This window comes from Bittarella massiliensis (ex Durand et al. 2017) (assembly GCF_009876955.1).
Taxonomy (GTDB): domain Bacteria; phylum Bacillota; class Clostridia; order Oscillospirales; family Ruminococcaceae; genus Bittarella; species Bittarella massiliensis.
The window spans coordinates 1-25,442 of record NZ_WWVY01000003.1 but is presented as its reverse complement, the minus strand read 5'-3'; the positions used below and the strand labels follow the sequence as shown (position 1 = coordinate 25,442).

Sequence of the window (25,442 nt, the reverse complement as noted above, 5' to 3'; positions counted from 1 at the left end):
GGAATCGCACTATGTCTAACAGATTATTTCAGGGCATCATCCACCAGATGAAAGACACGGTGGACCGGGTCATCGGTGTGATCGATGACAAGGGGAACGTCATCTCCTGCAGCGAGCTGACCAAGATCGGCGATGTATTTGAGGGCTGCAATCTGCAAAATGCCAATTTGAAGGAGTGCTTTGTCAAAGAGGGCTATACCTTCAAGCCCTTTGGCACCAACGAAAAGGGCGACTACGCCGTCTTCGTGGCCGGCATCGACGACATCTCCGCCAGCTATGCGGGACTTTTGACGGTGGCGCTGACGAGCATCAAACAGTATCACGACGAGAAGTACGACCGCAACAACTTCATCAAAAACGTCATCCTGGACAACATCCTGCCCGGCGACGTCTACGTGAAAGCGCGGGAGCTGCACTTTGGCACCGACGCCCACCGCATCGTGCTGTTGGTGCGCACCGTGGGCAAGACCGAGGTCTCGGCCTACGATGTGATCGTCAACCTCTTCCCCGACAAGCAGAAGGACTTCATCTTCAACATCTCCGAGACCGACACCGTCATCGTCAAGGAGATCCACCCCGACATCGAGACCAAGGACATCGAGAAGCTGGCCCGCAGCATTGTGGACACCCTCTCCAGCGAGTTCTACATCCGCTCCTTTGTGGGCATCGGCACCGTGGTCACCGGCATCAAAGACCTGGCCCGCTCTTTTAAAGAGGCCCAGGTGGCGCTGGAGGTCTCCAAGGTGTTCGACGCCGAGAAGACCATCGTCTCCTTTGACAAGCTGGGCATCGCCCGGCTGATCTACCAGCTGCCCACCACCGTCTGCGAGATGTTCCTCAAAGAGGTGTTCCAAAAGGGCTCCATCGACCAGCTGGACCAGGAGACCCTCTTTACCATTCAGCGGTTTTTCGAGAACAACCTCAACGTGTCCGAGACCTCGCGGGGGCTGTTTGTCCACCGCAACACCCTGGTCTACCGGCTGGAGAAGATCAAAAAGCTCACCGGGCTGGACCTGCGGGAATTCGATCACGCCATTGTCTTCAAGGTGGCCTTGATGGTCAAGAAATATCTGAACTCCAACCCTGTGAAATACTGATATTGAGGCAGTTTTTACATGATTGAATTCAAAAATGTGTCCAAGGTGTACCCCAACGGCACCTATGGGCTCAAGGACGTGAACGTCCGCATCGACGACGGGGAATTTGTCTTTGTCCTGGGCGCGTCCGGCGCGGGCAAGTCCACCTTTTTAAAACTCATTATGCACGAGGAGAAGGTGACCTCCGGCGAGCTGGTGGTCAACGGCTTCTCCCTGGCCGGGCTCAAGCAGCGGGAAGTGCCCAAACTGCGCCGGTCCATGGGCATCGTCTTTCAGGACTTTCGCCTGATCCCCTCGATGAACGTCTACGACAACGTGGCCTTTGCCCTGCGGGTGACCGACACCCCCTACCGGGAGATCCGCAAGCGGGTCCCCTTTGTGCTGGATCTGGTGGGGCTCATCCACAAGGCGAAGAACATGCCAAACGAGCTCTCCGGCGGGGAGCAGCAGCGGGTGGCGCTGGCCCGGGCCCTGGTCAACAAGCCGGCCCTCATCATCGCCGACGAGCCCACCGGCAACATCGACCCCGAGATGTCCATGGAGATCGTGGACATGCTCGACTCCATCAACAAGGTGGGCACCACCATTTTGATGGTCACCCACGAGCACGAACTCATTCGCCGGTACGACCACCGGGTCATCACCATTGAGGGCGGTTCGATTTTGAGCGACCGGCCGGATTGGAGGGATGCGCGGTGAAGGGAAGCGGAACGGGATACTTAGTCAAAACCGGGATCAAGAGCATCTGGCACAACAAGCTGATGAGCCTGGCCTCCATCGCCGTGCTCAGCGCCTGCCTGATGATTTTGGGGGTCGCGGCCCTCTTTTCAGTCAACATGGGCGAGGCCCTGGCCTATGTGGAGAGCCAAAACGAGATCGTGGTCTTTATCGCCGAGGAGGCCACCGACGAGGAGCGGGTCGATTTGGAGGCGCTGGTGGCCGGCACCGGCAACATCGAGAGCTACCAGTACATCTCCAAGGAGGACGCCCTCAAAGAGACAAAGGAGGAGTTCGGCCCCGACTCGGCCCTGCTGGACGGGCTGGAGGAAGACAACCCCCTCCCCGCCTCCTACCGCATCAAACTGCAAAACCTCGACTACATGTACGACACCGTCTCCACCTTTCAAAATGCCCCCGGGGTCGAGACGGTCAGCTATCCCCAGGACGTGGCGGAGACCATCGTCTCGCTGAAGAACATGGTCAGCATCTTTGGCATCGCCATCATCGCCGTCTTTGTGGCGGTGTCCCTGGTCATCATCTCCAACACCATCCGCCTGACGGTGTTCGCCCGCCGGCGGGAGATCAACATCATGAAATACGTGGGGGCCACCAACGGCTTCATCCGCCTGCCCTTTGTGGTGGAGGGGATGTTCATCGGCCTGCTGGCCGCCCTCATCGCCTACTTCGCCGTCTGGGGCGGGTACCAGGGGATCATGAACATGATCATGGGCACCACCTCCCAGTTCTTGCAGTCCATGGCCGACAGCCTCATCCCCTTTGGCGAGATTTGGTACTGGGTGCTGGCCGGCTTTGCCCTCACGGGGATGGGGACCGGCGCCCTGGGCAGCGTGCTCTCCATCCGCAAACACCTGAAAGTCTGATCGCTTTTTCCAAATGAAGGAGGTCTTTCCCATGCATCGAACCCACAGAAAAAAGGCGGTGGTGTCCCTGCTGTTGGCCCTCGCCATCACCCTGGCGGGGCCCTTTGGCGGAACACAGACGGCCAAGGGCGCGTCGGTGGACGATCTCAACTCGAAATACGACCAGCTCGACGACAAGATCAACGATCTGCAAGACAGCATCAACGACCTGAAAAGCTCCAAGTCGGAGGCCCAGGCCCAGAAGGAGCAGCTGGACGAGCAGCTCTCCCTGGTGCGCCAGCAGGTGGCGGTGCTGGAGGACAAGATCGCCGCCCTCAACACCCAGATCGCCGAAAAAGAGGCCTTTATCACCCAGAAGGAAGAGGAGATCGCCGACAACGAGGAGCTCTTCCGCAAGCGGCTGCGGGCCCAGTACATGTCCCCCCGGACCGACGGGCTCACCGCCATCCTCGGGTCAGAGGACTTCAGCCAGATGCTTGTGAAGATGGACACCATGACCCGCATCGCCGACCACGACAAGCAGCTCATCGAGCAGCTGGAGCGGGAGAAGCAGGAGATCGTGGACGCCAAGAACGAGTTGGCCGCCAACAAGGCGGACATCGAGGCCTCCAAGTCCCTGCTGGACGCCAAAAAGGCCCAGTTGGCCAGCCAGGCCGAAGAGGTGGGCAACAGCATCTCCTCTCTGGAGGACCAGCAGGCCATGAACGAAAAGCAGGTGGCCCAGTACCGCTCTGAGCAGAAGGCGGTGCAGCAGCAGATCTCCGATCTGCTGGCCTCCTACGAAAATGCGGGCGACACCATGGGCGACAAGTACGTGGGCGGCCAGTTCCAGTGGCCGGTGCCGGGGTACTACCACATCTCGGCCCCCTACGGCAAGTCGGCGGCCTACGGGTGGGAGTTCCACACCGGCATCGACATCTCCCGCGGCAGCCAGGCCAGCATCTACGGCAAACCCATCGTGGCCGCCAACGACGGCAAGGTGGCGGTGGTCCGCTACGGCAACACCGGCTACGGCAACTACGTGATGATCGACCACGGCGGCAGCCTCTACACCCTGTACGGGCACACCAGCTCGATTGCGGTGAAACAGGGGCAGTACGTCAAAAAGGGGCAGACCATCGCCTATGTGGGCAGCACCGGGAACTCCACCGGGCCCCACCTGCACTTTGAGGTGCGCAAGGGCATCAGCTACGGCAGCGACGTCAACCCCATGCCCTACCTGCAGAGTTAACGCATAGAGTCCGCCCCCGCAGGGCGGTGAGAGAGGGCCGGTTTTGCCGGCCCTCTTTTGCGCGCAGGGCGGCCCCGGCGCGATTGGGGCTGTACCCCAGGGGGCAGGATGTGCTATAATATGATAAATATCGTTTGTTTTCACCGGGCGCCCCGGGCACCCGGCTTGCACGCGGCCGCAGCGGCCGCGATCCCGCCCGCGCCCTTTGCCGCGGGCAGAGAAGGCGGTTTTGTCTATGAATAAAAAAGTTTCTGTGGGGGTCCTCATCTCCCTGCTGGCCATGGTCTGCGCCCTGACCTTCACCATCACCATGGTCCTCTCCATTGGGCTGTTCGACAACAAGATGAACTCCACCAAGAGCCGGGAGGCCATGTACTCCAAAATCTCCGAGGTGGACACCTACGTGCGGGACAACTACGTGGGGGAACTGGCCGACCAGAACCTGATGGACGCCATGCTCAAGGGCTATGTCAGCGGGATGGGGGACAAGTACGCCCGCTACTACACCGTGGAGGAGTGGAACAGCATCGAGTCCACCTTCAACGGCGCGGTCACCGGCATCGGGGTGGCGGGAAAGGCCGACACCTCGGGCTATATCCGGGTGACCAAGGTCTACGACGGCTCCCCCGCCAAAGAGGCCGGCATCGAGAAAAACGACCTGATCATCGCCGTGGACGGGCAGGACGTTCTGGCCATGGGGGTCACCAAGGCCATGGCCCTGATCCAGGGCGATCCAGGCTCCAAGGTCAAGGTGGACTTTCAGCGCGACAGCGTGAAAAACAGCGTGGAGATCATCCGCAAGAGCATCACCGTCCCCTCGGTGGAGTACCAGAACCTGGACGGGGTGGGCTACATCCGCATCTTTGAATTCAACAACACCACCGCCTCCCAGTTCGACTACGCCCTCAACCAGCTCAAGAGCGCCGGGGCCAGGAGCCTGATCTTCGACGTGCGGGACAACTCCGGCGGCCTGACCAAGGTCACCGCCGAGATCCTGGACACCCTGGTGCCGGAGGGGACCATCCTCTCGGCCGAGTACAAGAGCGGGGAGCAAAAGACCCTCTACACCTCGGGCAAGAGCGAGGAGACCCTGCCCATGACGGTGATCGTCAACGAGAACACCGCCTCGGCCGCCGAGATGTTCGCCGCCGTGCTGCGGGACTTCGGCAAGGCCAAGCTGGTGGGGACCGGCACCTACGGCAAGGGGGTCATGCAGGAGTACAAACAGCTCTCGGACGGGTCGGGCATCGACATCACCGTGGCCTACCTGGTCCCCCCCTCCGGGGAGAAGTTCAACGAAACCGGGCTCAAGCCCGACTACAAGGTGACCCTCAGCACCCAGCAACAGCAGCAGGCCCACATGCTCACCGTTGAGACCGACCCCCAAATCAAAAAGGCCGTCGAGGTGGTGAGCGCCGGGAACAACGCCCAGGGCAGCGCCAACTCCTCCTCTTCCACCCCCTCCTCCGAGGGCCAGGGGGAAGAGGGCCAGCCGGAAGGCGGCGAGGGCGAGGGCGAGAGCAGCGCCCCGGAGGGCGAGTCTTCCGACGGCGGCGAGGGACAGGAGGCCGCCTGCGGCCCCCGCAGCTGGTACGCCTTTTAAAGAAAAAGACGAAATCCGTCCCCTTCTCTCCTGCGGAGAGAGGGGCGGATTTTTAATGTCAACATGTGAAAGGCCGCTGGGCGCTGCCTTCTCTCCCTGCCCGAAAAGGGGGGAATACCCCCCGCCGCCCCCTCGTATACTGGGAAAAAGGAGGGATGGCGGATGGTGGTGCTGTTGCGGGCCGACGAGAGGCCGTTTCCCCGCAACCTCTTTGCCCGGGTGAAGTGCGAACCCCTGCGGGAGAAGGGCTATCTCCTGCACCGAGTCACCTACCCCAGCAGCCGCAAGCTGCAGGCCTTTTTGCGGGCCCAGGAGGGGCCGGTCTACACGGTGGGGGAGGAGGAGCCGGACCCCGCCTTTCGCCGCGGCTTGGTGGAGGGGGCGGCGGAGCGGCTGCTCGCCCTGTTGGGGGAGGAGGCCTGCCGCCTGCGGCTGCTGCTGTGCGACAGGGAGGGGGATTGTCGCGAACTGGTGGCCCGCTGCCTGCGCCGGGTCAACACCCTGACGGTGGCCACCGACCGGGTGGAGGAATATCGCGCCTTTGCCGAGGAACACTTTCTGCAGACCGGGGCGCTGTTTGCCGTCTCCCCCTGGGCGGAAGCCGAAAAGGCCCTCGGCCAGAGTGGCGGCGCGGTGCTGGTGCTCAACCCCCTGGGGGAGGAGGTGCGGGCCCCGGGCTGCATCACCCTGGGGGGCGGGGGCGGCATCGGCGTGGAGCCGGCCGAGTGCGCGGGGCTGCCGCTGGACTGGGTCTGGGCCCTCTGCCGGGACGGGCAGGTGGAGCCCGCCTACCTCTTTTGCGACGAGTGGGAGGTCTCTGCCAAGCGGCGCATCTCCCTGGGGGAGCTGGCGGAGTACGTGCGCCGCCAGTGCGTCCCCGCCCGGGCAGAGGCCGCCGGCGGGGGGCGGGGGCGGTGAGAAATCCGCCTTGACATTGGCAGTCCCACTCCCTATAATATATATATTGCCTTGGCGTGCCTGGGTGCCCGCCGTTTACGGAAAGGAAGAAGAAACCATTGGATAAGCAGCTTATCGTGACCGAAGAAGGTCTCAAAAAACTGGAAGACGAGCTGGAGCAGCTGAAGACGGTTCGCCGGCAGGATGTGGCGGAGAAAATCAAGGTTGCCCGTTCTTTTGGCGACCTTTCGGAAAACAGCGAGTACGACGAGGCCAAGAACGAGCAGGCCATGGTGGAGGCCCGGATCGCCCAGCTGGAGCAGCGTTTGAAAAACGTGCGGGTGCTGGACGAGGACGACATCGGCACCGACCACGTCAACGTGGGCTCGGTGGTCAAATGCACCTGCGACGCCTACGAGGGGGAGGACAACTTCACCATCGTTGGTTCGACCGAGGCCGATCCCCTGTCGGGGAAGATCAGCGACGAGTCGCCGGTGGGCAAGGCCCTGATGGGCCACCAGCAGGGCGACACGGTCGAGGTGGAGCTGCCCAGCGGCCAGCTGGTGCACTACACCATTGTAAAGATCGGCAAATAGTGCCCCGCCCCGCCGGTCAAGCGGCGGAGAGCCAAACAGTTGGGTTGCAAGGAGCGGAGCGAAGAGCCCGCTCCTTTTTTAGAGTGAATCGCAAGGACGAAAAAGGGGGATTTTTTCGTGGAAAATGAGAGAGCAATCGGCGCCCCGGCAGAGGGCAGCGAGCTGGCGGTGCGCCGCCAGAAGCTCGAGCGGCTGAAGGCGGAGGGGCGCGACCCCTTTGTCATCACCAAGTTTGAGGTGAGCGCCCACGCCGCCGACATCCAGCAGGATTTCGAGCGGATGGAGGGGCAGATCGTCTCGCTGGCCGGGCGGCTGATGGGCCGCCGGGACATGGGCAAGGCCAACTTTATCGACCTGCAAGACAAGACCGGCCGCATCCAGATCTTCGCCAACATCGGCGGCCTGGGCGAGGAGGCGTTCGCCGAGTTCAAAAAGTGGGACATCGGCGACATCATCGGCCTGACCGGCGAGGTGTTTCGCACCCGCCGGGGGGAGATCTCGGTCAAGGCCCAGAAGATGACCCTCCTCTCCAAATCCCTGCAGCCGCTGCCCGAGAAGTTCCACGGGCTGACCGACACCGACACCCGCTACCGCCAGCGCTACATCGACCTGATCATGAACCAGGACGTACGGGAGACCTTCATCAAGCGCTCGGCCATCATCCGCGAGATCCGCAACTTCCTGGACGGCCAGGACTTTGTGGAGGTGGAGACCCCTATGTTGGTGGCCAACGCCGGCGGCGCCGCGGCCCGGCCCTTCTCGACCCACTACAACGCCTTGGACGAGGACATCAAGCTGCGCATCTCGCTGGAACTCTACCTCAAGCGGCTGATCGTCGGCGGGCTGGACCGGGTCTACGAGATCGGGCGGGTCTTCCGCAACGAGGGGCTGGACACCCGGCACAACCCCGAGTTCACCCTGATGGAGCTCTACCAGGCCTACACCGACTACAACGGGATGATGGATCTGACCGAGAACATGTTCCGCCACGTGGCGCAGAAGGTCTGCGGCACCACCCTCATCCCCTACGCCGACGCCATGATCGACCTGGGCAAGCCCTTTGAGCGGATGACCATGACCGAGGCGGTGAAGAAGTACGCCGGCGTCGACTTCGACCAGGTGCCCGACACGGCGGCCGCCAAGAAGCTGGCCGACGAGCGGGAGCTGCACTACGAGGAGCGCCACACCAAGGGCGACATCCTCAACCTCTTCTTCGAGGAGTATGTGGAGGAGCACCTGATCCAGCCGGTGTTCATCATGGACCACCCGGTGGAGATCTCCCCCCTGACCAAGAGAAAGCCGGACAAGCCCGACTATGTGGAGCGCTTCGAGCTCTTCATCTACGGGCGGGAGATGTGCAACGCCTACTCCGAGCTCAACGACCCGGTGGACCAGCGGGAGCGCTTTGCCGAGCAGGAGAAGCTGCTGGCCCAGGGGGACGAGGAGGCCAACCACACCGACGAGGACTTCCTCACCGCGCTGGAGATCGGCATGCCCCCCACGGGCGGCATCGGCTACGGCATCGACCGGCTGGTGATGCTGCTGACCAACTCCCCAGCCATCCGGGACGTGCTCCTCTTCCCGACCATGAAATCCATCGGCGGCGAGAAGAAGGCTGCCGCCGCCCCCTCTGCGGCGGCAGCGCCGGCGGAGAAGATCGATTTCTCCCAGGTAAAGGTGGAGCCGATTTTTGAGGAGCTGGTGGACTTTGAGACCTTCAGCAAGTCGGATTTCCGCGCGGTAAAGATCGAGGCCTGCGAGGCGGTCCCGAAGTCGAAGAAGCTGCTCAAGTTCACCCTCAACGACGGGACAGACCGCAGGCGGACGATTTTGAGCGGCATCCACGAGTACTACGAGCCGGAGGAGCTGGTGGGCAAGACCGCCATCGCCATCGTCAACCTGCCGCCGAGAAAGATGATGGGCATTTCCTCCGAGGGGATGCTGATCTCGGCGGTCCACGAACAGGACGGCCGCGAAGGGCTGAACCTGCTGATGGTGGACGACCGGATCCCGGCGGGCGCAAAGCTGTACTAAATGCACGAAAGGCGCCCCGCTTGGGGTCGCTCCCCTCTATTTGCGCCAGAGAATAAAAAGTCAACTTCCCGCCGCCCGCCCGGGCGGCGAAGGGCGGGCCTGCACCGGCGGTGAGCCGCGGGGGCAGACCCGCCTTTTTTGGCACCCGATGAGGGCGCGCTGGCGGGGAGAGAAAGCTGACAGCGCGCCCCGCCCCCCGGCGTCTGGGGCCCCTTCATTCGCCCTTTTTGGGGTGCAGCCTCCCCCTGTTTATGGTATAATAGCCATAAATAGGGGGAGGAGTGCAAGCGCTGTTTGCCCCCTGCCCTATGACCCGAAATGCCGCTGTGCGCCCGGCCCTTGCGGCGTCCTGAGCGGATGGCGGCGGCAATGCCGTTTATGCGCAGAAGGGCCCGACCCGATGTGCACCGTGAAAGAGGCGCGGGGCCGAGGGCGGCTGTGATACCGGCCGGGTCGGCAGTCGGCCCGGCATAGCAAGAGGGGGGGAGCGACCGTGGCGGCGCTGGCAATGACATTCACCTTGGCGGTGTCGGTGGGGCTGCCTTTGGGGGCGCTTTTCTACCTGCTGGTGCGGCGGCGGGTCCTCCTGCGCCCCTTCTTGGCCGGGGTGGGGACCTTCCTCCTCTTTCAACTGCTGCTGCGCATCCCCCTGCTGGGTTGGCTCAGGGGGTGGGATGGGTTGGCCCTGCTGGCCTTTCGCAGCCCCTGGCTCTACGCCCTCTTCCTGGCCCTCACCGCCGCCCTCTTTGAGGAGGGGGGCCGCTATCTGGCGGCCCGGCTGCTGCTGAAAGGGCGCACCGGCTGCGGGGAGGCGATGGCCTTCGGCCTGGGCCATTGGGGGCTGGAGGCCCTGGCCCTGGTGGGGCTGCCCCTCCTCCTCTCCCTTTTGGCGGCCCCGGGGCTGACTCTGGCCGCCGGGGCCGGAGGGCTCTTGGCGGCGGGGGTGGAGGGATCTTGGCGGCGGGGGTGGAGCGGGTGGCTGCCCTGCCGGTCCACCTGGCGGCCACCCGCTTGGTCTTTGCCGGGGTGCGCCGGTGCCGGGCGCTCCCGCTGCTGGCAGCTTTTGCCCTGCACACCCTGGTGGACCTGTTGGCCGCCCTGGGTCCCCTGGCGGAGCTGCCCCTCTGGGGGATCGAGGGCGGACTGCTGGCGGTGGCGGCGCTGCTCGCCGCCTGGATGATCGGGGACCGGAGGAGAGAGGGGAAGGAGAAGAGAGGATGCAGGTGAAGAAATGGCTGGGGACCGCCCTGGCGCTGGTGCTCGCCCTGGGCTGCCTGAGCGGCTGCGGCGGCAAACTGCCCGAAGGGTTTTCGCGGGACGAGGTGATCGCCCAGGCCAAGGCCGCCTCCCAACTGCTGGAGGAAGAGGACTACCAGGGGCTGGTGGCGTGTTGGCGGCCGGACCTTCGGGACGGCCAGTTGGAGGAGAAGCTGCACCAGGCCTGGGAGGGGCTGGGCGGTCCCGAGCTGGGAGAGCGCAGCGAGTACACCGCCGAGGAGGCGGTGGGCAGGGAGGACGAAGGCGGCGAGCCCTATGTGGTGGTGCTGCTCATCGCCAAGTACGAACGGGGAAAGGTACAGTACACCATCAGCCTCGACAAAGAGGGGCGGCTGGTGGGCTTTTACCTCAAATAAATAGGACCGAGAAGAGAGACAGGGGGCGCCCTGCGGAGGAGCGCCCCTGCGAGAATTGGAGTTGTGTAGCCATGACCACCATCTACTTTGTGCGGCACGTACAGGCCGCGGGAAACATTCAGCGGACTTTTCAGGGCGCTATCGACACCGACATCAGCCCCCAGGGGGAGATCCAGTGCCAAAACCTCACCGACTACTTTGAGGATGTGGAGCTGGACAAGGTGATCTCCTCCCCCCTGCGGCGGGCGGTCCGCACCGGCGCGGCCATCGTCGGCGGGCGGGAGATCCCCCTCTACACCGACGAGCGCATCAAGGAGATCTCGGCTGGCGTCTGGGAGGGGCAGCCCATCGACCAGCTGGAGAGGGACTACCCCGAGGCTTTTCGCACCTGGCAGAGCGAGCCCTGGAACTTCGCCGTCGAGGGCAGCGAGACCATGCGCCAGGTCTTTGCGCGCTGCGCGGCGGCGGTGCAGGACATCCTGGCCCAAAACGCGGGCAAGACCCTGGCGGTGGTCTCCCACGGGTGCGCCCTGCGCTCCTGCATCGCCGCGGCGCTGGGGTTGCCGGTCGAGGGGTTGGGCCAGGTGGAGTGGGTCCGCAACGGCGGCGTCTCCAAACTGGTGTTTGCCGGTGACCAAATCCCCGGCAAAGCGGAATTTCAGGGCTACACCGGCCACATCGACACGGGCACCATCCTGCATGGCGGCACCTTTTACAGCCGCAAGTAGGGGCAAAGGGGGAAGAGAAGATGGTCATTTTGGGGGTGGACTACGGGGACGTGCGCACCGGCCTGGCCCTCTGCGACAGGGGGGAGATGCTGGCCCGTCCGGCCGGGGTCATCTGCGAGCCAGGGCTGGACAAGACCGTCAAGGAGATCGTGGCCTTTGCTCTGGACAACGGGGTGGAGCGGATCGTGGTGGGACTGCCCAAAAACATGGACGGCAGCCGGGGTGAGCGGGCCGAACTCTGTGAGAAGGTGGCCCGCAAGATTGCCGGGCGGCTCAACGCCACCCCCATCCGGGTGGACCTGTTCGACGAGCGGCAGACCACCGTCTCGGCCATCGGCATCCTCAACGAGCAGAACGTCCGCGGCAAAAAGCGGAAGGAGACGGTGGACGCGGTGGCCGCCACCCTCATTTTAGAGGCCTACCTCCGCCGCCGCAAGAACGAGGGGGAGGCGGAGAGATGACCGGGCTGACCGCCTTTTTCCCCACCTGTGACCTGGCGGCCTGCCGCCGCTTTTACACCGGGGTGCTGGGCCTTTCCCTGCGCCAGGAGGGGGAGGGCCAGTTCATCGTGGACACCGGGCGGGGCTGCCTGGGCTTTGTGGACTACGGCGACGGCCGCCCTCTGGCCCAGGGGGTCTGTCTCTCCTTTGACTGCGCCGACCGGGCCGAGGTGGACGCCGTCTACGCCCGGCTGCGGGCAGCCGGCCTTCCCACCCTGGGGGAGGGGCCCTGCCACCACCCCCGCTTCCCGGTCTACTCCTTCTTTTTAAAAGACCCCAACGGCTACACCCTGGAGTTCCAGAAGATCGACGGGGAATAGCGGCAGTAGAAAAAGCGCTCTCCCATCCCCATTCTTTGGGGTGGGGGAGCGCTTTTGCAGACGGTGGAGAAAATGAGGTCCGCTTTTTCCCTTTAGCAGGGAAGGCCTAGCAGCCGCCGCACCACCAGCGAGGCCAGGGTGTACCCAGCCACCGGGGGGACGAAGGAGATGCTGCCGGGGGAGTGCCGCCCCTGGGGGGAGTCGCCGGCAAACCCCTCCGGCGGGCGGATGACGGGGGCGGTGGAGTAGACCACCTCCAGCCGCTCGATCCCCCGCTTGCGGCAGAGAGAGCGCATCACCCGGGCCAGGGGGTCGCCGCAGCCGCCGGTGTCGTAGAGGTCGCCCAGGTGAAACTGGGTGGGGTCGAGCCGGTTGCCGGTGCCCAGACAGCACACCAGGGGGACACCGGCCCCCTGACAGCCCTCGATCAGGGCTAGTTTCGAGGTGACGGTGTCGATGCAGTCCACCACGTAGTCGGGCCGCCAGGCCAGCAGTTCAGGCAGGGTGTCGGCGTCGAGAAAGCAGTCCCACTCCTCCACCCGGCAGTCGGGGCTGATGGCGCGCAGCCGCTCCCCCAGCACCGCGACCTTGCGCCGGCCGACGGTCTCGGCAGTGGCCAACAGTTGGCGGTTGCGGTTGGTGTCGTCCACCCGGTCGTGGTCCATCACCAACAGGTCGCCGATGCCGCAGCGGCAGAGGGCCTCGGCCGCCGCGCCGCCCACCCCGCCGATGCCGATGACGGCCACCCGGCTGCGGCGCAGGGCGTCGCACCCCTCCTGGCCGATGACGAGGGCCTGTCTGTCCAGCCACATGGGCTCCACTCCTCTCTCGGATCGTCGAAAAACGCCCCTTGCCGGGGCAAAAATGGCAACAAAAATCCCGCGATGCCGTCTGCAGCCAAGTTAAAACCCGCTTTTTTCAAAACAGGGTGGATACGGGCTCCTTCGCACCGCGCGCTCCCTTCGTCCCCTTGCGGGGGAGGTCTGCAGTTGGTGAGAAGAGACGACCTTCCAATTACATACTTGTAGGATTATAAAAGGCTGCAACAAGTCGAACACCGCAGGACGGAGTATCTCTGCCACCGGCAGAGATACTCTTCGAGGCTACCCTCATTTTTTCTACGGGAAAAATGAGGGCTTTACGCCTCGGGTAGAGCCATAAAGTTAGATGGTGTCTGCCACCGGCAGATAAATCTTTCAATAGACATTCGGGAAACAGCGCGGGGGAGGGAGAGCCACGCTCCTATCCTCTTCAGCTTTCCCGGGGGAAAAGGGGGTTATTCCTCCTCTTCGATGTCGTAGAGGTCGCTCAAGCGCTCGATGAAGATTTGGGCAATCTCGCCGAACTCCTCGTCGTTTTGAATGGGGGTAAAGACCGCCTCTTCGCCCTCGTCCTCCTCCGACTTCATGATGACCAGTTGTCCGTCGCTCTCCAGCATCTCCTGGGGCTGGTCGTACATGGGGATGAGCGCGGTGTAGAGGACCCCGTCTTTTTCCATCGAGTCCACCAGCTCAAAGCTGTGTTCGCACCCGTCCTCGTCGCTCATGGTGACGATATAGGGCTCGCCGGTCTCCTGCTCGTTCTCGCTGCCCTCGGAAAGGGGCTCAAAATCTTGGGCCATGGGAATGACCTCCTCATTTGCTGATGGGCAAGGGGCCTGTTTACAGGGGCCCTTGCGCGGGAGGCGACCGGTCGCCGGCGCCTTCTCCCTGCCCTTATTGTACCCTCTTTACAGGGGGTTCGTCAACAGCAAAAGGGGGCCATTTTCCATCCCCGTCCCCGGCCGCCCCGATTTGCCAAAAAGCGCCCGCTTTTTCTTGCATTTGCCGCCAAAACAGGGTAGGATAGGGATTGCAATCCAATCGGGAGGGCGCGCAATGAATTCAAAAATTTGGTCTGTCCCCCTGGCGTTGGCACTGGCTTGCAGCCTGCTCCTCGCCGGGTGCGGCACAGACAAAAAGGAGAGCGGAAGCAAGATGCCTATGCAGTTTCAAACCCCGGCCCAGGACGCGCCTGTGGCCGTCATGCACACCAACCAGGGGGACATCTCCCTGGTCCTCTTCCCCGAAAAGGCCCCCAAGGCCTGTGAGAACTTTCTCACCCACGCCAAGGACGGCTACTACGACGGGGTCATCTTTCACCGGGTGATCGAGGGCTTTATGATCCAGGGGGGCGACCCCGAGGGCACCGGCCGCGGCGGCCAGAGCATCTGGGGCCGCGTCTTTGAAAACGAGGTCAGCGGCGACCTGCGCCACTTTGTGGGGGCCCTCTCCATGGCCAACGCCGGCCCCAACACCAACGGCAGCCAGTTCTTCATCGTCACCGGCGACAAGGTGGACCCCTCGCTGCTGAAGCAGATGGAGCAGCTGGGCTGGCCGCAGGAGATCATCAAGGCCTACCGGGAAAAGGGCGGCAGCCCCCACCTGGACGGCGGCTACTCGATCTTCGGCCAGGTCATCGCCGGGCAGGAGGTGGCCGACGCCATCTCCAAGGTGGAGACCAGCGCCGGCGACAAGCCCAAAGAGGACGTGGTGATCCAGTCCATCGACGTGACCACCTACGGCGAGTGGGCCCAGTAAAAAAGAGAGCGGGGGCGCCCTGTCGGCAGCAATGCCGGCGGGGCGCCTTTTTGTCAAAGCCCCTCCCCGGCTGTGCCGGGACCCGGAAAGGCGTTGGCACTGCGAAGAGAATGGAAGTTCCTTTTGATACCATAAAAGTGCGGTCGACCAACTGCACACAAGGCCCAAACAGCCCTGCCGGTGGGTCACCATTGCCCTGGGAGAGTAAAACCCGGTCGAACACGGCAAAGATTTGCGCCATCCTGCACAAGGAAAGCCCCCTTTTTTGGCTAGATTTCCAATTTTGCAAAAACGTTTTTACAACCGGTTGACGGGGCCTCTCCGAGAAGGGTACAATGGGTTTATCAAGAAGTTTTCCGGCCCCACGGCGGGCCGGTGAGGGGAGAGATGTTCGATGGCAAAACCAGTGGTGGTATTCGGCAGTTTCGTGGTGGATCTGATGGCCCGGGCGGACCACCTGCCCGTGCCCGGCGAAACGGTCAAGAGCGACCTGTTCAAGATGGGGCCCGGCGGCAAGGGCTTTAACCAGGCGGTGGCCGCCAAGCGGGCCGGCGCCGAGGTGGAGATGGTGACCAAGTTGGGCAAAGACAGCTTTGCCAACGTCTGCCTGGAGATGATGGAGGGCGAGGGGATGGACCGCTCCCACGTCTTTGTCACCGACAAGGCGTCCACCGGCGCGGCCCTCATCATGGTGGATGAGCACACCAGCCAAAACCAGATCCTGGTGACCCTGGGCGCCTGCTCCACCTTTGACGACGCCGACATCGCCCAGGTGACCCCCCTCATCGAGGGGGCGGGCATCCTGCTGACCCAGCTGGAGACCAATGTGGACGCGGTGGAAAAGGTGATCGACATCGCCCACCGCAGCGGCACCACGGTGGTGCTCAACACCGCGCCGGTGCAGCCCATCACCGACGAGATGCTGCGCCAGGTGGACGTGATCACCCCCAACGAGGTGGAGGCCTCCATCCTCACCGGGGTGGAGATCAAGACCCCCGACGACGCCCTGAAGGCCGCCCAGGTCTTTTTGGACAAGGGGGTGGGCCAGGTGGTCATCACCCTGGGCAAACAGGGGGTGCTGGCCGTCACCCCCCAGCGCCACCAGCTCTTTGGCAACTACGATGTGCCGGTGCTGGACACCACCGGCGCGGGGGACGCCTTCAACGGCGGTTTTGTGGCCGCCCTGGCCGAGGGGAAGGACCTCTTTGCAGCCTGCGCCTTCGGCAACGCGGTCTCCAACCTGGCGGTGACCAAGATGGGCACCTCGGTGGCCATGCCCCACCGCGCCGAAGTGGACGCCTTCATCGCCGCAAACGGCCTGATGGGATAGCGCATAACGGTGCAGAAAAAAGCGGCCCGCCCCTGTTGCAGGGGGCGGGCCGTTTTCTTTGCAGCTTTGGCGTCCAACCCGGTCCTGCCGGGGGACAAACAGGCTCTCTGGGTGGGAGAGCGCCAATGCCCAACGGCGCAAGAGGAAGGGCGGTCTTGGGGCGCGGAAGATGCGAAAGGGCCCCCCGACATGCCGGTTGACCGGCGGTGGTGGAGCAGTGCGCCCCTAAGGTTTTGATGCCCCTTGAGAGGGGGGCACACGAGGAACAGCGCCCCTCTCGGGCCTGTACCCACCGCCCGCTTTACCGGCGGCTTTGATTGGGCAGAGAAGCTATCCCTCTTTGTGGTGGATGTAGACAGTGAGGCGGTTTTCGTCGAGGGGCTCCCCCTTTTCCAGCCGGCCGCCGCTCTCCTCCATCTGCCGGCGCTCCTCCTCTTCCCGGGCCTCCCCTTCCCGCTGAGCGGCCTCCAGTCGGGCGAGGAGTTCACCGCTCTCGATGTCGGCGGGGGTGAGGCCGTCGATCATGATGGTGGCGCCCTTCTCGGTGGTGGTGAAAAAGTGGTAGCGGGCAAAGGTGCAATCGGCCGCCGTCAGCCTTTGGTGGGCGGCCTCGAACATCTCCGCCAGGGCGGGGAGGGAGTCGTCCTCCCAGTCGGCGCGGATGGTGAGCTCCCACTGATCGGAGAGGGATTTGGAGAAGGGGACGTCCAGCGGCAGGGCGCGAACGACCGCCTCGGAGGAGCTGCCCTTGCCCCCCAGCGTCACCATCGAACGGTTCCCCTCCAACCCGGGGACCGCTTGGAGGAGGGGGATCACCTCGGCGCTGTAACTCTCCTCCAGCCGCTGGCGGGTGTTCCAGCGGTCGGTGACATAGGTGCCGTAGTCGTCGTACTTGACCCGGCCGCCCCGCCAGTAGACGGCAAAGTGGGTGTCCTCGCTGTCGGGGCTCTGCACCTGGGCGGTGTACTCGCCGAACTTGAAGTTGTAGCGGGCCTTCTCCACCTGCCACTCCTGCTGGGGATAGGCGGCCTGCAGGTAGGCGACGATGTCCCGCCGCGCCATCCAGGCAGAGAGGGGGTTGCCCACAAAGGCGTTTGCCAAAAAGGCCAGCAGCGCCATCAACAGTAGGGCGGCCGCCAGGGCCAGGATCTTCAGGGCGGTTTTCTTGCGGGTTCGGTTGGCGTTCATTTTGCACCTCCTGGGTGGTGGGGTCGGGCGGGATCGCCGGGCTCCCGCCGAAAGACAAAGGCCAGCAGCCTGGCGATCACCGCCCCCACCAGGGCGAGCAGGCTGTAAATCAGGGCCATCAAGAAGGGGGAGAAGAGGAGGAGGGAGAGCCCCTCCCCCCACCTCATACTCCCGGGGGAGGTCAGCAGTTCCCAGCCGGCGCGGAGAAACAGCCAGAGGTAGGTCAGCCCAAAACAGCCCAGGGGCGCCCAGGGCCAGCGCCTGCCCAGGGCCAGGGCCCCCGCCGCCCCCGCCAGGGGGAGGAGGAGCAGGTTGTAAAACATGTTGGCCGAATAGGTGATGGCCAGCCCCACCAGGCAGCCCAGCCCGGCCAGCAGCAGCCCTCCGGCCAGCAGCCGGCGGCGCAGGGCGGCCAGCACCCGCTCGTCGCTGGGGGGCGAGGGGGGGAGAAAAGGGGTCTCTCCGGCGGTCTCGGCCCGGCAGGACGGGCAGTGGGCCAGGTGGTCTTCCACCAGGCGGCAGCTCTCCTCGCTGGCCACCCCGTCGCAGACCAGGGGCCAGAGGTCCAGGCAGACCTGGCAGGGGATGTCGGTTCGTTCACCGCTCACAGCAATCCCTCCTTTTCCAGCGCGGCGCGCAGCCAGCGCTTGGTGCGAAAATCGATCACCCGGGCCGACGCCTCGGAAATTTGCAGACGCCCGGCGATCTCGGCGTAGGGCCAGCCGTCGGCCCGCATCCGCACCACCGTTTCGGCCGGGTCGCCCCGCTGGCGCAGCAGCTCCCCGATGCGCGCCAGGGTCTGGCGGCGGCAGAGGTCGTCCAGCCCGTCGGCCAGGTAGAGGCCCAGCCGCTCGTCGAGGGGGGCGTGGGCGCGCCCTTTTTGCAGCTGCCGCAGCCAGACGTTGCGGGCGATGCCAAAGAGCCAGGTTTTGGCCGAGGACTCTCCCCGAAAGGCGGGGAGGGCCCGCAGCGCCTCCAAAAAGGTCTCGGAGAGGAGGTCTTCAGCCAGGATCGGATCCCGCGCCAGCCCCAACAGGTAGCGGTAGACATCGTCCCGGTACTGCCGGTAAAAGCGCTCGATGGGGTGCAAGGCGGCTCCCTCCTCTCCGGCCGGCGGGCCCATTGGGGTGTCTTCACCTATCTGTCGCCAAAAAGGGGCTCGGCGTTACACCCCCTCTCGAAAAAAGGGGCAAAACGCAACATTCTCTGCTTGACGCGGGATAGGATGGGTGCTATCATCAAACATTAAAAACAGATTGGCTGCGCCCTGCAGCCGAGAAGGAGGAGCAGGATGAACGAGAAGACCATCACCTATGAGGACATTCGCAGCAACCCGAAGATTCGCACCTACATTCAAAAGGCGGACGAGATGCTCTCGGCCCTGGGGTTTACCGAGCACTCCTTTGCCCACGTGACCCTCTGCGCCCAGAAGGCCGGCGATCTGTTGGCGGCCCTGGGCTACTCCCCCCGGGAGGTGGAGCTGGCCCGGATCGCCGGCTTCATGCACGACATCGGCAACACCGTCAACCGGGTGGCCCACGCCCAGTCGGGGGCGCTGATGGCCTTTCGCCTGCTGGAGGAGTTGGGGATGGCGCCAGAGGAGGTGGCCACGGTGGTGGCGGCCATCGGCAACCACGACGAGGGCACAGCCCAGCCGGTCAACCCCGCCTCGGCGGCCCTGATCCTGGCCGACAAGTCGGACGTGCGCCGCAACCGGGTGCGGGGCCCTGTGCGCCACCACGAGATCCACGACCGGGTCAACTACGCCGTCACCAACAGCAGTCTGCAGCTGTCAGAGGACCGGTCGGTCATCCTCCTGCGGCTGGAGCTGGACAGCGCCATCTCCGACGTGATGGACTACTTTGAGATCTTTTTGCAGCGGATGGTCCTGTGCAAAAAGGCGGCCAATTTCCTCAAACTGCGCTTTCACCTGGAGATCAACGGGGTGCTGCTGGTCTCGTAGGGCTTAGAGCTGAATATATTGCCGGAGCAGGCTGGGCTCTAAAAAGTTGATGGATTGACCGGTGCAGAGCAAAATCCCCTCGCTCTGAAACGCCTGCAGGTAGCGGTTGACTGTCCGCACAGTGCTGCCCAACAAGTCAGCGGCCTCTCCCTTGTGAAAGGGAACGGTCTTTTTCTGCCCGCCGCAGAGTTCCCACAGGTATTCAGCAAACCGATCTTTTACCGAGCGGCCAAAGGTGCGAATGACGATCTGGGTGTAGTTGTCGATGCTCTGGGCGCAGTACTGGGCCTCCCAAAAGGTCAGGGCGGCGTCGCTTTTGAGGAGGCCGATAAACGCCCCGGCCCCGATCTTCAGCGCCAGGCAGGGGGTTTCGGTCACGATCTCAATACTCGACCTGCGGAGCGCCATGGCGCCCAGATCCCCAATGAAGATGTGAGGGCCCAATCCCTCCTCCGCCAGGTTGCTGCCGTTGGGGAGGGGGCGCAGAATTCGCACTGAACCCTCTATTAGATAGTGGACGTGGGTGGAGATCTCCCCCACCGAGGCGAGAACCGTTCCCGCGGGGAGGGCGAGCTCTTTCCAGCGGTGAAGATAGCCGCCCCGCTGCATGATTTCATAGGGAGTTTCCATTTGCACAGCCTCCTGATTGGCGGTTTTCACAAAATAGAACGAGTGTATTTGTGAATTGTTTTGGGGCGGTGGCCCTAAGAGCCCCTTCCATTTTTGCTTTATAATGGGCCTGACCTCTTGAGGCGCGGGGCAGGTGATCCGGAGCTCCTCCCCCGCGATGAGGTCAATCAGTCTGACGGCGGCTTGCCGTCGGCACTCTGCGGATATGGATTGGGTTTTTAGGAGGAGAAAACATGAAAAAACAGATGGCTATTTTTCTGTCATTGGTCACGGCCGGCAGCATTTTGCTGACCGGCTGCGGCGACCAAAAGGGGGCCAGTAGCAAGTCGGGTGACGGCGACAGCGAGATCAAAAGTGTGGCCTTTGTCACCGGCGCTCTGGGCGACAAATCCTTTGCCGATCTGGCCTGGGCCGGTGTGAAAAAGGCGGGCGAGGATTACGGAATCGAGGCCAAAGCCGTGGAATACGGCAGCGACAAAGCCAAGATTACCCCCACCCTGCTGGACACTGCCGAAGCGTACGACATTGTGATTTTTACTGGTAATGAGTTTGTGGAAGCACTGGAACGGTGCTACCAGGACTACCCGAACACCAAATTTATCGGTTTTGACATCGACCCCGATTACGACTTGAAGATGGAGAATGTCTTTGCCATCACCTACATGCAGCACCAGGGCGAGTTTTTGGCCGAGGCGCTGGCCCAGAGAATGTCGAGTACCGGGACCATCGGCTGTGTCATGGGGATGGAGTCGGTGGGGATCAACGACTTTCTGGTGGGCTATATCCAGGGATCCACCCATGCCAACCCCAACGGCAAGGTGGCCAGTTCATACATCGGCAGTTTCAGCGACACCACCAAGGCCAAGGAGCTGGCCCTGGTGCAGGTGCAGCAAAACCGGGCCGATGTACTCCACCAGGTGGCTGGCGGCGCCGGCCTGGGCGTCTTTTCCGCCTGCCAGGAGAAGGGGATTTGGGGCATCGGCGTGGATGCCGACCAGCGGGAGTTCTTTGTGGATTCCCAGCCGCAGATCGCCGACACCATTTTGACCTCGATGACAAAGCGAAACGACACCTCTCTGTACAAGACCATCGGCGAGACCATCAAAGGGGAAACGCCCTACGGCACCAAGGTGAAGTGGGGGGTCAAAGAGGGGATCATCGTGCTGGCGGAAAACGACTACTACCAGAAAAACGTGCCCCAGGAGACCCGTGACTACATCGACGGACTGGAAGGAGAAATCGCCGCGGGGGAACTGAAGGTGGAGACTGCCTACGGCATGGAGCAGAGCCGGCTGGTGCAGCTGCGCGACGGGGTAAAGCCCTGACAACAGACGATTAGGAGGAAACGAGATGAACTGTCCCCCCATTTTACAGCAGTACTTTGACGCCGGTTACGGCCGGGAATGGCCCCAGTCCGCCTGCAGCCCTGAATTTTTGGCCCGGCGCTTACAGCGCCCCGAGGGGGGCAAGCGGCTGGCGGTGGTGCTGGACACCGACACCTTTAACGAGGTGGATGACCAGTACGCCCTGGCCTACCTGCTCAAAAACCCCCAGCGCTTTGACCTCAAGGCTATTTTAGCCGCTCCCTTTCAAAATATCAAGGCCGAGACCCCAGATTTGGGGATGGAGCGCTCCTACCGGGAAATTTTGCGGGTTTTAAAACTGGTGGGGCAGGAGGAGAAAGCAGGGCTTGTCTACCGGGGAGCGAAGCGCTTTTTAAAAGGTGAGACCGAGCCGGAGGAGACCCCAGCCGCCCGGCGGCTGGTGGAGCTGGCCCTGGCCCAACCCAATGATGAGCCCCTCTACGTGGTGGCCATCGCCGCGGCGACCAACGTCGCATCGGCAGTGCTGCTCGAGCCGGCCATCTGCCAGAAGATTGTGGTGGTCTGGCTGGGCGGCCACAGCCGGGACTGGCCCAACTGCAAGGAGTTCAACCTGTTGCAGGATGTTGCCGCTGCCCGGGTGCTTTTGGGGACGGGGCTGCCGGTGGTGCAGTGCCCCTGCAACGGGGTCACCAACGCCCTGGCCGTCACCGGCCCCGAGTTGGAGCACTGGCTGCGGGGGAAAAATCCCCTCTGCGACTACCTCTGCGACGTCACCGAGGAGGAGGCGTCCATCTACCGCCAGAAGGGCTGTTGGAGCCGGATCATCTGGGATGTGGCCCCGGTGGCCTGGCTGATGGAGGGCGATTTTGTCCAGAGCCGGCTGGTCACCGGCGTGCAGCCCTCCTACAGCGGCTACTACGAGGTGGGCTCTCTGCGCCACCTGATGGGTTATATTTACAGCATCGACCGGGATGGGGTCTTCACCGAGCTGTTCCGGGTGCTGAGCGAGTAAACCTCCCCTTTTTCCAAAGCAAAGCGCCCCCGCCTCTTAGCCCGGCGGGGGCGCTTTGCAGCCGCTATGCGGGCAATTCGCTTGCGAGAAGGCGCTTTAGGGCGGGGAGGGCCTTTTCCCGCAGGGGGAAGAAGAAGGCGGTGTGCCGGCAGAGCTGCATCGGCTGCCCATCCAGTGAGAAGGAGACCCCCATGGGGCAGCGGGGGTTGCAGGACCCGCTGCCCACCAGCCGCTTGCAGGGGGCGGCGCGGCGGATGGCGTCCTTTATCCCCTCGGGCAGCCCGTCGAGAAGGGCGGCGTCGGCGAGGGCGCGCTGGGGATAGAGGCGCACCTTTGCCCCCGACTTGCGGCAGACAAAGACCGCCAGGGAGCCCCCTTTGGCCCCCCGCTTAAAAGAGAGGGTGGGGCCGCTCCTGGCCTCTTTGAGGGCGCAGGGGCAGCCGCCCTCGGCGAGCAGCTGGATCAGGGCCTGGGCCGCGGGGCGCTCCCCCTCGTCCAGGGCGGCGAGAAAGCGCTCCGGTGCGCCGTCAGCCACGGGGGGACTCCTTCTTGATGACCGGGATCCAGACCTCGTACTGGGTGTTTTGGGGGTCGGGGTCGAGGTAGACCTCCACGTCCGGGCCGTCGGCGTACTCGTAGCCCGAGGTGGGCAGCCACTCGGTGACGATGCGCTGTTCCAGCTCCTGGATGGAGCGGCCGGTGCCGCCGCCGGGGAAGACGGCCCAGGTGAAGGCGGGGATGGTGTACTCCTCCAGCCCCTCGGGCGCCGGCTGACTGGAGGAGACGGCGATGAAATAGCGCCACTCCTCCTCGTCGCCGCAGGCGCTGACCCCCAAAAGCCCCATGGGCGGGGTGTCCATCAGAGCGGCCAACCGGGGGATGGTGCCGTCGGTCGCGGCCCGCTCCCACATCTGGGGGACGACGGTGAAGTTCTGCTGGATCTCCCGGTGCAGGGGCGCGCTGATCCCCAGGATGCGGATAGGGCCTCTCTCTTCGATGCGGTAGTTCATTTCCTCCACTCCTTTGACGGTGATTTTGAAACTGACGGGAGGGTAGGATTTCAGGGGCACGCCGCCCTTTTTGGCCAGGGACGGGGCGATGCCGTGAACGCCCTGAAAGGCTCGGTTGAAGGCGGTGGGGGAGGCGTAGCCGTAGCGCAGGGCGATGTCGAGGACCGTCTCCTCCCCCCGGCAGAGGTCCACCGCGGCCAGGGACATCCGCCGCCGGCGGACGTACTCGGAGAGGGGGACCCCTGCCAGGTAGCTGAACATCCGCTGAAAGTGATAGGACGAACAGCAGGCCACCTTGGCCGCCTCGTCCAGGTCCAGTTCACCGACGAGGTGCTCCTCGATATAGCGCACGGCCAGGTTCAGTTGCTCGATCCACTCCATGAAATCCACTCCTTGTCTCTATCATACCGCCGGGGGCGGAAGGTGTCCTCTCTTTTGGCGGCCGGGTCCTGCGAGGCCGAAAAAACGCGCGGCGGCGGGGGAGAGCGCCCCTGCCGCCGCGCGGGAAAAGCGAGTGTCTACCTGCCCTGTAAAAAGGCCAGGGCGTTGTCCAGCACCTTGCGGCTGAGCCGCTGGTTCATCTGGAGGGAGGCGCCGGAGCCCTGGTGGGTCAGCAGCACCCCCCGCAGCCCCTCCAGTTCGGGGGCGGCGTCGCCAATGCCGCAGCCGTCGCAGAGGTAGTAGTTGTCCCCGTCCTCCGCCAGCCACGCCTTGAGGGCGGCCCGGTCGAAGGTGTCTCCCAAAGAGGTGTTGAGCAGCAGCTTCCCGCCGGTGAAGGCGGCAAACTCCTCCCTGCCCAGCAGGCGGGTCCCCCGGGGCAGGTGGGTGGAGACGGCGTCGCAGGTCTGCAGCAATTCCTTCAGGGGCAGATAGCGGATGCCCAACTCCTTTTCCACCTGGGGCTTGGGGGTGCGGCTGAAGTAGTAGAGCTGGGCGCCGAAAAACTGCAGGGCGCGAGCCAGCTTGATGCCCACCGTCCCCAGGCCGATGATGCCCACCTTGAGTCCCCCCAGCTCCCGCGGCTCCCCCCGCCAGAGGGGCCCCTCGAAGCCGTGGAGCAGGTTGACCAGGGCGGCCACCTCGTACTCGATGACCCCCTCGTCACCGTAGTCGAAGATGCCGGTCACCGGGATGCCCCGGGCCTTGGCGGCGCGGATGTCCACGTTGGCGCTGTCGGCCCCGTAGAGGCTGCAGCACATCCCGATGTAGCGCAGGCCCGGCGCGGAGGCGATGGCCGCGGCGGAGATGGGGGTCTTGTAGGAGACAAAGAGGGCGTCGCACCCCGCCATCCGGCGGACGGTCTCCTCCTCGCCGTCGGGGGCCGTGTCGAAAAAGTCGACCCGGTCGCAGAGGGCGCGCAGCTCCGCCCGCCCCTCATCGGTCAGATTGGTGGGGTCGATGACCACCGCATGGGAAAATCGCTCCATCCTGTATTCCTCCCTCGGTCGATGAAAATTCAGTAGCCCAGCACGTCGGTCAGGGAATCGTCCTCGTCCACCCAGGCGGACTGGACGTCGATGACCCGGTACTCGTCCCGGGTGTCGCGGATGACCACCGTCTTGATGCCGGCGTTGATGATGAGCCGCTTGCACATGGAGCAGGAGCTGGCGTTCTTGACGTAGTCGCCCCCCTCGCACTCCCGCCCCACCAGGTAGAGGGTGGCGCCGATCATCTTCTGGCGCTCGGCGGAGATGATGGCGTTGGCCTCGGCGTGGACGCTGCGGCAGATCTCATAGCGCTCCCCCCGGGGGATGCCCAGCTTGCTGCGCATGCAGTAGCCCAGGTCGCAGCAGTTCTTGCGGCCCCGGGGCGCGCCCACATAGCCGGTGGAGATGATCTCGTCGTCCCGCACGATGATGGCCCCGTACTTTCGCCGCAGGCAGGTGCCGCGGGTGAGCACGCTCTCGGCAATGTCCAGGTAGTAGTTTGTCTTGTCCCGCCGTCTTTCCATATCCGATCCCTCCCAGGTTGCTTTTTCAAGTTGGTGGCGTTTTCTCTATCATAGGAGACTTTGAAACCGTTTGCAAGAAGATCCCCAATTTTCCAGCGGGGGCTGGGGACTGTTCCCGGCCAAAAAAGTGTGCTATAATTCTTTAGGAAAGTATCAGATTCAGAGCAAGAAAAATAGCAGTTCTGAGTAAAATTGAACTGCTCTGAATGTGAT

At 63.7% G+C, this 25,442-nt stretch carries 28 protein-coding genes and 1 pseudogene; 19 read left to right on the top strand and 10 right to left on the bottom strand.

Features of this window, described 5'->3' with window-relative positions:
* Nucleotides 1-11 precede the first annotated feature (11 nt).
* From GT748_RS04000 to GT748_RS03940, 14 genes and pseudogenes are all read left to right on the top strand, one after another.
* The gene (locus GT748_RS04000; RefSeq protein ID WP_021660332.1) at nt 12-1,097 is read left to right on the top strand and encodes a PucR family transcriptional regulator; all 1,086 of its coding nucleotides are present in this window, start codon (nt 12-14) and stop codon (nt 1,095-1,097) included.
* Between the two features lie 18 nt (nt 1,098-1,115).
* The gene (gene ftsE, locus GT748_RS03995; RefSeq protein ID WP_021660333.1) at nt 1,116-1,796 is read left to right on the top strand and encodes a cell division ATP-binding protein FtsE; all 681 of its coding nucleotides are present in this window, start codon (nt 1,116-1,118) and stop codon (nt 1,794-1,796) included.
* Complete coding sequence (ftsX, locus tag GT748_RS03990; RefSeq protein WP_021660334.1) at nt 1,793-2,698, top strand: permease-like cell division protein FtsX; 906 nt, start codon at nt 1,793-1,795, stop codon at nt 2,696-2,698. The genes ftsE and ftsX overlap by 4 nt, the downstream gene beginning before the upstream one ends.
* Nucleotides 2,699-2,729: 31 nt before the next feature.
* Nucleotides 2,730-3,929 (top strand): murein hydrolase activator EnvC family protein, encoded by a 1,200-nt coding sequence (locus GT748_RS03985; RefSeq protein ID WP_052537689.1) that lies wholly within the window; start codon nt 2,730-2,732, stop codon nt 3,927-3,929.
* 235 nt (nt 3,930-4,164) lie between these two features.
* Nucleotides 4,165-5,532, top strand: a complete 1,368-nt coding sequence (locus tag GT748_RS03980; protein WP_021660337.1) for a S41 family peptidase — start codon at nt 4,165-4,167, stop codon at nt 5,530-5,532.
* 162 nt (nt 5,533-5,694) lie between these two features.
* Nucleotides 5,695-6,450: a hypothetical protein gene (locus GT748_RS03975; protein ID WP_021660338.1), complete on the top strand. Its 756-nt coding sequence runs from the start codon at nt 5,695-5,697 to the stop codon at nt 6,448-6,450.
* A gap of 98 nt (nt 6,451-6,548) precedes the next feature.
* A complete protein-coding gene (gene greA, locus GT748_RS03970; RefSeq protein WP_021660339.1) occupies nt 6,549-7,025 on the top strand; it encodes a transcription elongation factor GreA in 477 nt (158 codons plus the stop codon).
* Between the two features lie 117 nt (nt 7,026-7,142).
* Entirely contained in the window at nt 7,143-9,059 is a 1,917-nt protein-coding gene (gene lysS, locus GT748_RS03965; protein ID WP_021660341.1) for a lysine--tRNA ligase, read from the top strand.
* A 508-nt stretch (nt 9,060-9,567) separates the two neighbouring features.
* Nucleotides 9,568-9,933 (top strand): annotated as a pseudogene (locus GT748_RS15925) (YhfC family glutamic-type intramembrane protease); the annotation flags it as partial.
* A gap of 92 nt (nt 9,934-10,025) precedes the next feature.
* Nucleotides 10,026-10,286: a YhfC family glutamic-type intramembrane protease gene (locus GT748_RS15920; protein ID WP_368034523.1), complete on the top strand. Its 261-nt coding sequence runs from the start codon at nt 10,026-10,028 to the stop codon at nt 10,284-10,286.
* Nucleotides 10,277-10,693 (top strand): DUF3887 domain-containing protein, encoded by a 417-nt coding sequence (locus tag GT748_RS03955; RefSeq protein WP_021660345.1) that lies wholly within the window; start codon nt 10,277-10,279, stop codon nt 10,691-10,693. The genes GT748_RS15920 and GT748_RS03955 overlap by 10 nt, the downstream gene beginning before the upstream one ends.
* A gap of 71 nt (nt 10,694-10,764) precedes the next feature.
* A complete protein-coding gene (locus GT748_RS03950) occupies nt 10,765-11,421 on the top strand; it encodes a histidine phosphatase family protein (protein WP_021660346.1) in 657 nt (218 codons plus the stop codon).
* 20 nt (nt 11,422-11,441) lie between these two features.
* The gene (ruvX, locus tag GT748_RS03945; RefSeq protein WP_021660347.1) at nt 11,442-11,882 is read left to right on the top strand and encodes a Holliday junction resolvase RuvX; all 441 of its coding nucleotides are present in this window, start codon (nt 11,442-11,444) and stop codon (nt 11,880-11,882) included.
* Entirely contained in the window at nt 11,879-12,241 is a 363-nt protein-coding gene (locus GT748_RS03940; RefSeq protein WP_021660348.1) for a VOC family protein, read from the top strand. The genes ruvX and GT748_RS03940 overlap by 4 nt, the downstream gene beginning before the upstream one ends.
* 92 nt (nt 12,242-12,333) lie before the next feature.
* Here the strand turns inward: GT748_RS03940 and GT748_RS03935 are convergent, their stop codons facing one another.
* Nucleotides 12,334-13,053: a tRNA threonylcarbamoyladenosine dehydratase gene (locus GT748_RS03935; protein WP_021660349.1), complete on the bottom strand. Its 720-nt coding sequence runs from the start codon at nt 13,051-13,053 to the stop codon at nt 12,334-12,336.
* A gap of 464 nt (nt 13,054-13,517) precedes the next feature.
* Nucleotides 13,518-13,862, bottom strand: coding sequence for a DUF1292 domain-containing protein (locus tag GT748_RS03930; RefSeq protein ID WP_021660351.1), 345 nt, complete (start codon nt 13,860-13,862; stop codon nt 13,518-13,520).
* Nucleotides 13,863-14,118: 256 nt separating this feature from the next.
* Between GT748_RS03930 and GT748_RS03925 the strand changes: the two genes are divergently transcribed.
* Together GT748_RS03925 and rbsK are read left to right on the top strand one after the other, a co-directional pair.
* Entirely contained in the window at nt 14,119-14,820 is a 702-nt protein-coding gene (locus GT748_RS03925; RefSeq protein WP_021660352.1) for a peptidylprolyl isomerase, read from the top strand.
* A 394-nt stretch (nt 14,821-15,214) separates the two neighbouring features.
* Entirely contained in the window at nt 15,215-16,150 is a 936-nt protein-coding gene (gene rbsK / locus GT748_RS03920) for a ribokinase (RefSeq protein WP_021660354.1), read from the top strand.
* 330 nt (nt 16,151-16,480) lie between these two features.
* Here rbsK and GT748_RS03915 read toward each other — a convergent pair whose 3' ends face one another.
* From GT748_RS03915 to GT748_RS03905, 3 genes are read right to left on the bottom strand one after another with little or no spacing between them, the layout of a single operon-like run.
* Nucleotides 16,481-17,338 carry a hypothetical protein gene (locus GT748_RS03915; protein ID WP_021660356.1) on the bottom strand — a complete coding sequence of 286 codons (858 nt, stop codon included), beginning with the start codon at nt 17,336-17,338 and terminating at the stop codon, nt 16,481-16,483.
* Nucleotides 17,335-17,946, bottom strand: coding sequence for a zf-HC2 domain-containing protein (locus GT748_RS03910; protein WP_021660357.1), 612 nt, complete (start codon nt 17,944-17,946; stop codon nt 17,335-17,337). The genes GT748_RS03915 and GT748_RS03910 overlap by 4 nt, the downstream gene beginning before the upstream one ends.
* Complete coding sequence (locus tag GT748_RS03905) at nt 17,943-18,428, bottom strand: RNA polymerase sigma factor (protein ID WP_143161612.1); 486 nt, start codon at nt 18,426-18,428, stop codon at nt 17,943-17,945. The genes GT748_RS03910 and GT748_RS03905 overlap by 4 nt, the downstream gene beginning before the upstream one ends.
* A gap of 201 nt (nt 18,429-18,629) precedes the next feature.
* On the opposite strand from GT748_RS03905, the gene GT748_RS03900 reads away from it, so the two are divergent.
* Complete coding sequence (locus GT748_RS03900; protein WP_021660360.1) at nt 18,630-19,301, top strand: HD domain-containing protein; 672 nt, start codon at nt 18,630-18,632, stop codon at nt 19,299-19,301.
* A 3-nt stretch (nt 19,302-19,304) separates the two neighbouring features.
* On the opposite strand, the gene GT748_RS03895 is transcribed toward GT748_RS03900, so the two are convergent.
* Nucleotides 19,305-19,931 carry a Crp/Fnr family transcriptional regulator gene (locus tag GT748_RS03895; protein WP_044992999.1) on the bottom strand — a complete coding sequence of 209 codons (627 nt, stop codon included), beginning with the start codon at nt 19,929-19,931 and terminating at the stop codon, nt 19,305-19,307.
* 233 nt (nt 19,932-20,164) lie between these two features.
* Between GT748_RS03895 and GT748_RS03890 the strand changes: the two genes are divergently transcribed.
* On the top strand, nt 20,165-21,256 hold the full coding sequence (locus GT748_RS03890) for a BMP family ABC transporter substrate-binding protein (protein WP_161222314.1): 1,092 nt from the start codon (nt 20,165-20,167) through the stop codon (nt 21,254-21,256).
* A 25-nt stretch (nt 21,257-21,281) separates the two neighbouring features.
* Complete coding sequence (locus GT748_RS03885) at nt 21,282-22,268, top strand: nucleoside hydrolase (RefSeq protein ID WP_021660363.1); 987 nt, start codon at nt 21,282-21,284, stop codon at nt 22,266-22,268.
* A 64-nt stretch (nt 22,269-22,332) separates the two neighbouring features.
* Here GT748_RS03885 and GT748_RS03880 read toward each other — a convergent pair whose 3' ends face one another.
* From GT748_RS03880 to GT748_RS03865, 4 genes are all read right to left on the bottom strand, one after another.
* Nucleotides 22,333-22,803 (bottom strand): hypothetical protein, encoded by a 471-nt coding sequence (locus GT748_RS03880; protein WP_021660364.1) that lies wholly within the window; start codon nt 22,801-22,803, stop codon nt 22,333-22,335.
* Complete coding sequence (locus GT748_RS03875) at nt 22,796-23,659, bottom strand: AraC family transcriptional regulator (protein WP_021660365.1); 864 nt, start codon at nt 23,657-23,659, stop codon at nt 22,796-22,798. Before GT748_RS03875 ends, GT748_RS03880 begins: the two co-directional genes overlap by 8 nt.
* A gap of 137 nt (nt 23,660-23,796) precedes the next feature.
* The gene (locus tag GT748_RS03870) at nt 23,797-24,705 is read right to left on the bottom strand and encodes an NAD(P)-dependent oxidoreductase (protein WP_161213368.1); all 909 of its coding nucleotides are present in this window, start codon (nt 24,703-24,705) and stop codon (nt 23,797-23,799) included.
* 29 nt (nt 24,706-24,734) lie between these two features.
* On the bottom strand, nt 24,735-25,229 hold the full coding sequence (locus tag GT748_RS03865) for a deoxycytidylate deaminase (RefSeq protein WP_021660367.1): 495 nt from the start codon (nt 25,227-25,229) through the stop codon (nt 24,735-24,737).
* Nucleotides 25,230-25,442: the final 213 nt, after the last annotated feature.